This window comes from Mesorhizobium sp. WSM4833 (genome assembly GCF_055811095.1).
In genome coordinates, this window is record NZ_JBVVQG010000012.1 from 154620 (window position 1) to 163015 (window position 8396).

The 8396-nt window shown below is 65.2% G+C and carries 9 protein-coding genes; 5 read left to right on the top strand and 4 right to left on the bottom strand.

Translation table 11 applies throughout. From position 1 onward, the window contains the following. Positions 1-14 precede the first annotated feature (14 nt). Both AC0L2D_RS23745 and AC0L2D_RS23750 read right to left on the bottom strand, forming a co-directional pair. Positions 15-2564, bottom strand: coding sequence for an ABC transporter permease (locus AC0L2D_RS23745; RefSeq protein WP_473542645.1), 2550 nt, complete (start codon positions 2562-2564; stop codon positions 15-17). Beyond that, positions 2564-3259, bottom strand: coding sequence for an ABC transporter ATP-binding protein (locus tag AC0L2D_RS23750; RefSeq protein ID WP_473542647.1), 696 nt, complete (start codon positions 3257-3259; stop codon positions 2564-2566). The genes AC0L2D_RS23745 and AC0L2D_RS23750 overlap by 1 nt, the downstream gene beginning before the upstream one ends. 88 nt (positions 3260-3347) lie before the next feature. On the opposite strand from AC0L2D_RS23750, the gene AC0L2D_RS23755 reads away from it, so the two are divergent. Together AC0L2D_RS23755 and thpR are read left to right on the top strand one after the other, a co-directional pair. Continuing rightward, on the top strand, positions 3348-3992 hold the full coding sequence (locus AC0L2D_RS23755; RefSeq protein ID WP_013528820.1) for an arylesterase: 645 nt from the start codon (positions 3348-3350) through the stop codon (positions 3990-3992). Between the two features lie 125 nt (positions 3993-4117). Further along, positions 4118-4714, top strand: coding sequence for an RNA 2',3'-cyclic phosphodiesterase (gene thpR, locus AC0L2D_RS23760; protein WP_013528819.1), 597 nt, complete (start codon positions 4118-4120; stop codon positions 4712-4714). Here thpR and AC0L2D_RS23765 read toward each other — a convergent pair. Next, entirely contained in the window at positions 4618-5136 is a 519-nt protein-coding gene (locus AC0L2D_RS23765) for a low molecular weight protein-tyrosine-phosphatase (RefSeq protein WP_013528818.1), read from the bottom strand. The genes thpR and AC0L2D_RS23765 overlap by 97 nt on opposite strands. Positions 5137-5186: 50 nt before the next feature. Here AC0L2D_RS23765 and AC0L2D_RS23770 point away from each other — a divergent pair, with 50 nt between their 5' ends. From AC0L2D_RS23770 to AC0L2D_RS23780, 3 genes are all read left to right on the top strand, one after another. After that, entirely contained in the window at positions 5187-5483 is a 297-nt protein-coding gene (locus AC0L2D_RS23770; protein ID WP_013528817.1) for a 4a-hydroxytetrahydrobiopterin dehydratase, read from the top strand. A 122-nt stretch (positions 5484-5605) separates the two neighbouring features. Next, a complete protein-coding gene (locus tag AC0L2D_RS23775) occupies positions 5606-5968 on the top strand; it encodes a YkvA family protein (RefSeq protein ID WP_013528816.1) in 363 nt (120 codons plus the stop codon). Between the two features lie 270 nt (positions 5969-6238). Beyond that, positions 6239-6742, top strand: coding sequence for an invasion associated locus B family protein (locus AC0L2D_RS23780; RefSeq protein WP_013528815.1), 504 nt, complete (start codon positions 6239-6241; stop codon positions 6740-6742). A gap of 56 nt (positions 6743-6798) precedes the next feature. Here the strand turns inward: AC0L2D_RS23780 and AC0L2D_RS23785 are convergent, their stop codons facing one another. After that, positions 6799-8148, bottom strand: coding sequence for a chloride channel protein (locus AC0L2D_RS23785; protein ID WP_024504018.1), 1350 nt, complete (start codon positions 8146-8148; stop codon positions 6799-6801). Positions 8149-8396: the final 248 nt, after the last annotated feature.

Consider the following 8396-nt stretch of genomic DNA (forward strand, 5'->3'; position numbering starts at 1 on the left):
TTCCGGGCCTGTCGTCACAGGTTGCGCAGCACCGGTGCTGCCTTGTGGCCGAGCACCCGCCAGGTGCCGGCGAGACCAATGCCGACCGTGATCACCAGCGAAAACAGAATGGTTACCACCGCCACCTCCGGCATGAAATGCGACGGCAGAGTCATGATGCGCGCGACGACGAACCAGGCGGCTGCGCTGCCCGCCGCCAGCGCGAAAATGGCGGTGGCCAGCCCGATCAGCATATATTCGAGCGAGAAGGCCGATATCAGCGTCGTGCGTGTCGCGCCCAGCGTCTTCAACACCACCGCATCATGGATGCGCGCCCGGTTGCCGGCTGCAAGCGCGCCGGCCAGCACCAGCACCGAAGCGATCAGCGCCACGCCAGCGGCCGCCCGGATCGCCGTGCCGAGCTGCCCGACCAGCCGGTTGACGATGTCGAGCGCGTCCTTGACCCGCACCGTCGTCACCGCCGGGAAGGCGCGGGTGACGGCGTTGAGGATGCGGGCGTCGTCGGCCGTCGATGCACTCTTTTCGGTCAGCGTCGCCATCCAGCCATGCGGGGCGCCCGCGAATGTGTTGGGCGAGAAGACCATGACGAAATTGATACCCATCGTCTCCCATTCGACTTGGCGGAAACTGGCGATCCTGGCCGTGACGTTGCGGCCCAGCACATTGACCGCGATGGTGTCGCCGAGCTTCAGCCCGATCTCCTTGCCTTCTTGCGCCGAAAACGAAACCAGCGGTTCGCCGCTGTAATTTTCGGGCCACCAACTGCCCTCGGTCAGCGTCGCGTTCTCCGGCTGCCTGGTGTCATAGGTCAGGCCGCGATCCCCCCTCAGCACCCAGGCGCCTTCCGCCGGCACCTTCACCTTGTCGACATCGACACCGTTCAGCGCCATCACCCGGCCGCGCAGCATCGGCACCTTGGCCAGCACGCCCTGCGGCGCCTCCTTGCCGATCAGCGCCGAGAAGGACGCGACATCGGCGCTCTGGATGTCGACGAAGAAGAAGTTCGGCGCCCGTTCCGGCAGGCTGCCCGAGATCTGTCGCCTGAGATTGCCGTCGATCAGCGCCAGCGTCACCAATAGCGTCAGCCCGAGCCCCAGGGACAGCACCACCGATGGCGTCAGGGCGCCTGGCCGATGGATGTTGCCGATGGCGAGCCTGAGCGCCACGAAGCGCACGCGCGGGCTTTTCCTGGCCGTCCATTGCACCAGTGCGCCGACCGCGCGCAGCACCAGGAAGGCGAAGACGGTAGCGCCGACAAAGATCGAGGCGATGCGCTGGTCGCCCGAGAATAGAATGGCCAGCGCCGCAAGCAGCAGCGCGATGCCTATGGCCGCCGCGACATAGGCGGGGCGCGGCAAGCCGCGGCCTTCCAGCCCCATTTCGCGAAACAGCGCGGTTGCCGGCACGTCGCGGGCGCGGCCGAGCGGCAGCAGCGCGAAAGCCAACGTCACCAGCAGGCCGAACAGCGCCGCCATGCCGAGCGCGCCGGGATAGAAGCCGCCTTCGGCCGGCACCGGAATGACGGATTGCAAGGCCGCGCTCGCCGCGAAGGGCATTAGTGCGCCGAGCACAAGGCCCAGCACGATACCCAATCCGGCTATGATCAGGATCTGCACGAGATAGACGGCAAAGACGAAGCCGCCCGAAGCGCCCAGGCTCTTGAAGGTGGCGATGACGCCGCGCTTGCCGTCGAGATAGGCGCGCACCGCATTGGCGACGCCGACGCCGCCGACCACCAGCGCCGTCAGCCCGACCAGGGTCAGGAACTGCGAGAAGCGTTCGATGTTGGACGACAGCGCGGGCGCCGCGTTGCTGCGCGTGCGGATCGACCAGCCGGCTTCCGGAAAATCCGTGGCGGCCTGATCCTGGATGGCCTTGAGCCTCGTCTCGTCGGCGTCCGCCGGCAGCCGGATTTTGTAGGCATTCTCGACCAGGCTGCCCGGCTGGATCAGTCCAGTGGCCGCCAACCCTTCGGTCGAGATCATCAGCCTCGGCGCGAAGCCGAAACCGTCGGACACGGCGTCCGGTTCGGCGACCAGCTTGGCGCGCAGTTCGAAAGTGGCGGTGCCGAGCTTCAGCCGGTCGCCAAGCTTGACGTGCAACCGCTCGAACAGAAGATCGGGCGCTGCCGCACCGAAGACGCCGAACTCTTCGCCGAACAGTTCCTGTTTCGACAACGCCGGCTCGGTCTCCAGCGTGCCATAGAGCGGATAGACATGGTCGACCGCCTTGGCCTCGACCAGCGCCTGGTCGGATCCGTCGGCCAGACGCGCCATCGAACGCATGCTGGCGGTCCGCGAAACCGTGCCGAGCCCGTCAAGGAAGCTGCGCTCCGCCTGGCTGGCGTCACGCTGGTTGATCTGGAAGCGAAGATCGCCGCCAAGCAGCGTCTGGCCCTGATTGGCGACACCGGCGGTGATCGAACGCGCCACCGAGTTGACGCCGCCGATGGCCGCGACGCCGAGCGCGATGCAGGCGAGGAAGATCAGGAAACCGGACAGGCCGCCGCGCATCTCGCGCAGCGAGAAGCGGACAGCGAGCCTCAACGTCCGGGACAGCGGCATCAGGCCGTCACCTTGACCGGCGCCGGTGCCTCGATCCGGCCCGAGCGCATCGAAACCTGGCGCGAACAGCGTGTCGCGAGCGCCGGATCATGCGTCACCAGCACCAGCGTCATGCCGCGCTCGGCCGCCTTCGCAAACAAGAGGTCGGCGACCTGCCGCCCGGTCGCCTGGTCCAGATTGCCGGTCGGCTCGTCGGCGATCAGGATGCGCGGCGACGGCGCCAATGCGCGGGCGATCGCCACGCGCTGCTGCTCGCCGCCCGACAATTCGCCGGGATAGTGGGTGACGCGGTCGCTGAGGCCAACCGCCGCCAGCTCGCGCGCCGCCACCGCGAACGGATCGGAATGGCCGGCCAGTTCCAGCGGCACCGCGACATTTTCGAGCGCCGTCATGTTGGGAATGAGATGGAAGGACTGGAACACGATGCCAATGTTTCGGCCACGAAACGAAGCAATCTGGTCCTCGCTTTTGCCGTTGAGCAGCTCGCCGGCGATTCGGACCATACCCGAATCGACCCTTTCCAGGCCTGCCAGGACCATCAGCAAGGTCGACTTGCCGGAACCCGAAGGTCCGACGATGCCGGTCGCCTCGCCGGTCGCCACATCGAGGCTCACCCCCTTCAGCACATGGACCGATGAAGCGCCCTCGCCAAGGGTCAGGGACACATCTTTCAGCGCGATGACGGCTTCTGTCAAAATGAAATCGTCCTATATCTGGGAATGAAGGCTCTGCTTGCCGGAAGCCGTCGACTGAAGAATTTGTAGCTCATATGGGGCCTGCCGCATGTCTTTCAAACGCAGTATTGCCGCAGGCTTCGTGGTTTTCCTCGCCATTTGCGGCGTCATGTCGTCGGCGCGTGCCGAGCCGTTCAAGATCGTCGGCTTCGGTGACAGCCTGATGGCGGGCTATGGCCTTGGACCCGACCAGGGCTTTACCGACAGGCTGCAGGCAGCGCTTGGCGCCAAAGGCCATGATGTGACCGTCGCCAATGCCGGCGTCTCCGGCGACACGACGAGCGGCGGCCTGGCGCGGCTTGACTGGTCGGTGCCGGACGGCACGCAACTGGTCATCCTCGAACTCGGCGCCAACGACATGCTGCGTGGCGTCTCGCCCGACATCACCAAAAAGAACCTCGACGAGATGCTGAGCAAGCTGAAGCAGCGCAAGATTGCCGTGCTTCTGGCCGGCATGCGCGCCGCACCCAATCTCGGTCCCGACTACCAGAGCGCCTTCGACGCCATTTTCCCGGACCTGGCGAAGAAATACGACGTCGCGCTCTACCCGTTCTTTCTCGACGGCGTCGCCGGCCAGCCCGGCATGCAGCTCGAGGACGGCCTGCATCCGAGCGCACGAGGCGTCGACCAGATGGTCGAACGCATCCTGCCCGCGGTCGAGAAGGTGATCGCGGCGGTCCCGGGCGATTCCTAGCGGGTTGGAACTGTTTCCGCCCGGCGAGCTTTTAACAGGGACTGTGGCCAACAAACCTCTTGCTCCGTTTGACTATCGATGATTCGCTATGGGTGACAGTTCGATTCGAGGAAGGGAGGCTCTTCATGCCGCGTCTTTTCACCGCCCTCGAAATTCCGCGTGACGCTGCCCTTTCGCTGTCCCTGCTGCGGGGCGGCTTGCCGGGAGCCCGCTGGATCGACGTCGAAAACTACCATCTGACGCTGCGCTTCATCGGCGATGTTCCCGGCCATGTCGCCGACGAGATCGCCAACGCGCTCGACCGCGTCCACCGCCCTTCTTTCTCGCTGGCGCTGACCGGCGTCGGCGCTTTCGGCCAGAAGAAGCCGCATGCGGTGTGGGCGGGCGCTTCCGCCTCGCCCGATCTGGCCGCCCTTCAAGGTGAGATCGACCGCATCTGCCAGCGGCTCGGCATCCCGGCCGACCCGCGCAAATTCATGCCGCATGTGACGCTGGCGCGCTTGCGCAATTCGACCCCGCTGGACGTTGCCCAATATCTGTCGGCGCGCGGCAATTTCTCGACGCTGCCGTTCCGCATCGGCCGTTTCGTTTTGATGTCGTCGCGCGATTCGGTCGGCGGCGGACCCTACATCGTCGAGGAAGCCTGGCCGCTGTCAGGCACGGACGCCCGCGCCTCCAGCCTTGTCGCCAGCGCCTCCGACGCCTCGCGGATCATGCGATAGGCGGAAGCGAAGGCTTCTGCCTCGTCATGATAAGGATCCGGCACGTCGCGTGCCTTTCCCTGCGCGAATTCCAGGAACAGATGGATGCGGTCCTGCACGGCCGCCGGCGCCAGCGCCTTCAGGTCGGCGACATTCGACCGGTCCATGCCGAGGATCAGGTCGAAACGGTGGAGGTCCTGTGGCGTGACCTTGCGCGCCCTCTGCCCGGAAATGTCTACGCCGTGCCGCATGGCGACCGCGATCGCGCGTCGATCGGGGGCAGAGCCGGCCTCCCAGTCACTGGTTCCCGCCGAATCGAGCAGGATATCCCGGGCCGACCCGCGCTCGGCCCAAACGGCGCGGAAGACACCTTCCGCCAGCGGCGACCGGCAGATGTTGCCGAGGCAGACGAAGAGAATGGAATTTATAGGCTTCGCGCTCATCGATCCGTCGCTATGGTGAGGGCCGTTTTCGAATAGCACAGGATAGGGACATGGCGAGAGAGAAACTGGGCAGGCAAGCCGCTGAAGCCGCATTGACGGGCCTCGACGGCTGGGCGCTGGCGGAAGACGGCGCCTCCATCAAGCGCACATTCACCTTCGCGAATTTCTCCGAGGCTTTCGCCTTCATGACCCGCGTCGCGCTTGCCGCCGAGGCGATGGATCATCATCCCGAGTGGTCGAATGTATACAAGACCGTCGACGTGACGCTGAACACCCACGACGCCGGCGGCGTCACTGCGCTCGATATCGATCTGGCCACGAAAATGAACCGTTTTGCCGGCGCCTGAGGCCTGGTATCGCCTCGGCAGGCCCAAATCGGCACCGGCATCTTGTAGCGGGGGTCGGGTTTCACCACATTTTCCCCCGCGGGCAGGCGCCGGATGCGCATGAGCCCCGCAAGGAGAGACTGATGGCGCAACAATCCGGTTTTGATTTCTTCGGCTTTGGCGGCAAGCCGTCAGACGAGAGCGAAGTGCGCGAGAAATTCTGGCGCACAGCCAAGAAGGCCGCGCGGCAGATCCCCTTCATGGAAGAGGTCGTGGCCGCCTATTATTGCGCCATGGACAAGAACACGCCGCTGCGCGCCAAGGGCATTCTGCTGGCCGCGCTCGGTTATTTCGTGCTGCCGGTGGATGTCATCCCCGACTTCGTCTTCGGGCTTGGCTTCACCGACGACATCGCCGTGCTCACCGCCGCGATCACCGCCGTCAGTGCCCATATCACCACTGCGCACCGGCAGGCCGCCAGGGACGCCATGGCCGAGAAGGGCTGAACACGCGCGCGGAACGCCGTTGAAGCCGGCTTTCGGCGACAGCGTAAAAAGTCAAACTCTTGCCGCTTTCGTGGCCTCCAAGTCGCCAAAGGGATGTCGCGCCACCCGCTCGCAGGGCGGCGGCGCGGGTATGGTGGCGGTTTCCTCGGGGTGAGGGTCCTTTTCTCTTCGGAAATTCACCGTTTGGTAACCCAGATTAAATCAAAATGAAGCGACGGGCAGGACGCCAAGCCGGCCTGCCTCCGCACCATTTGGAATACGGGAAAAGCGATGCGCGGATTGATTGCGATAGTTTCGAGTCTGGCCCTGGTGGCCGTGGCAGCGCCGGCACTGGCGCAGTCGGCGACCAAGATCGGCCAGCACAATGCCTGGGGCACCTACAGCTACCAGGCATCGGGCGGCAAGGTCTGCTATGTCCTGACCGTGCCGACCGACAAGCAGCCGCCCACGCTCGACCATGGCGATATGTTCTTCTTCGTCAGCCAGCGGCCCGGCCAGCAAGTGTCCTACGAGCCGCAATTCATTGCCGGCTACAATTTCCAGGAAGGCTCCAAGGCCACTGTGACCATCGACAAGAAGACGTTTTCGATGTTCACGCGCGGCAAATCGGCCTGGGTCGAGAATGCCGCCGAGGAGCCGGTACTGATCGCCGCCATGAAGACCGGCACCGACATGAAGGTGACGGCGAAGTCCGGCCGCGGCAATCCCACCTCCTATGTCTTCTCTCTGAAGGGCATTTCGGCGGCGCTGACATCGATCGCCAAGTGTAAATAGGCAAAGCTACTTTTTTTGAGAGAAAGGCCGGGCCGCGAAGCCCGGCCTTTTTTCTTTCATACTTGCCCCGGCCCGGCCTCCGCCCGGCGGCGCCGGATCGCCTCGGCGATGAAGACACGCGATAGCGCGTGATAGAGCGGCTCGTGCGAGATCATGCGCGCCGTGCCGTAGCCCAGCATCGAGGCCAGCATCAGCGCGATGACATTGTCGTGATTGCCGGTCATCTCCAGGATGATGACGAAGGCCGTCATCGGCGCTTGCACCACACCGGCGAAATAGCCGGCCATGCCGAGCAGTGCCGCCACCCCAGTGCTCGCGCCAAAGAGGAGGCCGAGCGAACTGCCGATGCCGGCGCCGACAGCCAGCGAGGGCGCGAAGATACCGCCCGGAATGCCCGAGATCATCGACAGCAATCCCGCCAGGAACTTTTCGGCGAAGAAGAACCACGGCAGCGGCGTGCCTTCGACGGCGCCCCGCGCCTGCACGTAACCGGTGCCGAAGGTCAGCCCGCCCGAGGCGATGCCGATCACCGCCACCGCAAGCCCGCAGATTGCGGCCACGACCAGGGCGCGCCGCAAAGGCTGCCCAGTGTTCCAGCGCCGGATCCGCCGCGTCGCCTTCAACGCCAGCAGCGAGAACAGCGCGCCGAACCCGCCGCCGATGATGCCGCAGGCAAGCACCAGCGGCCATTCGGCAGCAAACGAGATGGTGTCCCTGGCGACGCCAAAATAGGTGTAGTTGCCGAGCAGGCCGAGCGAAGCGAGACCGGCCAGGATCACCGCCGTCAGCACCAGCCCGTTGGTTCGCGCCTCATAGGTGCGGCCCATCTCCTCGATGGCGAAGACGATGCCGGCCAGCGGCGTGTTGAAGGCGGCGGCAATCCCGGCGGCCGACCCGGCCAGGATCAGACCCCGGGCCTGCACCATGCCGCCCCAGCGTGCCGCCTGCAGCATCAGCGACGCGCCGACTTGCACCGTCGGACCCTCGCGGCCGATCGAGGCGCCGCAGAACAGGCCGACGATGGTGAGCATGATTTTGCCGGCCACCAGTTTGAGGGACAGGATGTGGCTGCGGTCCTCGTCGTCACGCAGATGGCGGGCGGCGATCGCCTGCGGAATGCCGCTGCCTTGCGAACCGGGAAAGAAGGTGTGGGCAAGCCAGGCGCACAGCACGAAACCCAACGGCGTAATTGCAAGCGGCAGATAGAAACGCCAGCCGCCTGCATCTCCTGTCATCAGTTGAAACAGTTCCTGCGCCCTGTCGGCCAGCACCGCGAACAGCACGCTGATCACACCGATGCCAAGCGCCCCCGCCCAGAACACCAGGCGCGGCTGCCAAACCCGCCGTGAGCCCCACATCGCGCGCGAACGCCGCAGCATGGGATATTTTCGCGATGTGCCGGCCATGTCTGTCCTCGAGCGGGGAATGTTTCGGCCTAACACAGCTGGGCAGTCTATTAAACTAGCGCCGGAAAAACCTGTCGTTGGCGCTCGCCTGAGTGCCAGGCGGAAGCATCGCTTCGGTGAAAGGTCGACCCCCACTCCGTCGAGCTTCGCTCGACACCTCTCCCCCGATCGACGGGGGTGAGGGAAGGGGGGCAATTTGCCCCCGTGGCGGCCATACACAACCGCCGGCGGGGGGGGGGGGGCGATAG

Bases quoted from the DNA above. Each gene is read 5' to 3' on its own strand.
- AC0L2D_RS23745 (WP_473542645.1), bottom strand. From the start codon at position 2,564: ATGCCGCTGTCCCGGACGTTGAGGCTCGCTGTCCGCTTCTCGCTGCGC.
- AC0L2D_RS23755 (WP_013528820.1), top strand. From the start codon at position 3,348: ATGTCTTTCAAACGCAGTATTGCCGCAGGCTTCGTGGTTTTCCTCGCC.
- thpR (WP_013528819.1), top strand. From the start codon at position 4,118: ATGCCGCGTCTTTTCACCGCCCTCGAAATTCCGCGTGACGCTGCCCTT.
- AC0L2D_RS23765 (WP_013528818.1), bottom strand. From the start codon at position 5,136: ATGAGCGCGAAGCCTATAAATTCCATTCTCTTCGTCTGCCTCGGCAAC.
- AC0L2D_RS23770 (WP_013528817.1), top strand. From the start codon at position 5,187: ATGGCGAGAGAGAAACTGGGCAGGCAAGCCGCTGAAGCCGCATTGACG.
- AC0L2D_RS23775 (WP_013528816.1), top strand. From the start codon at position 5,606: ATGGCGCAACAATCCGGTTTTGATTTCTTCGGCTTTGGCGGCAAGCCG.
- AC0L2D_RS23780 (WP_013528815.1), top strand. From the start codon at position 6,239: ATGCGCGGATTGATTGCGATAGTTTCGAGTCTGGCCCTGGTGGCCGTG.
- AC0L2D_RS23785 (WP_024504018.1), bottom strand. From the start codon at position 8,148: ATGGCCGGCACATCGCGAAAATATCCCATGCTGCGGCGTTCGCGCGCG.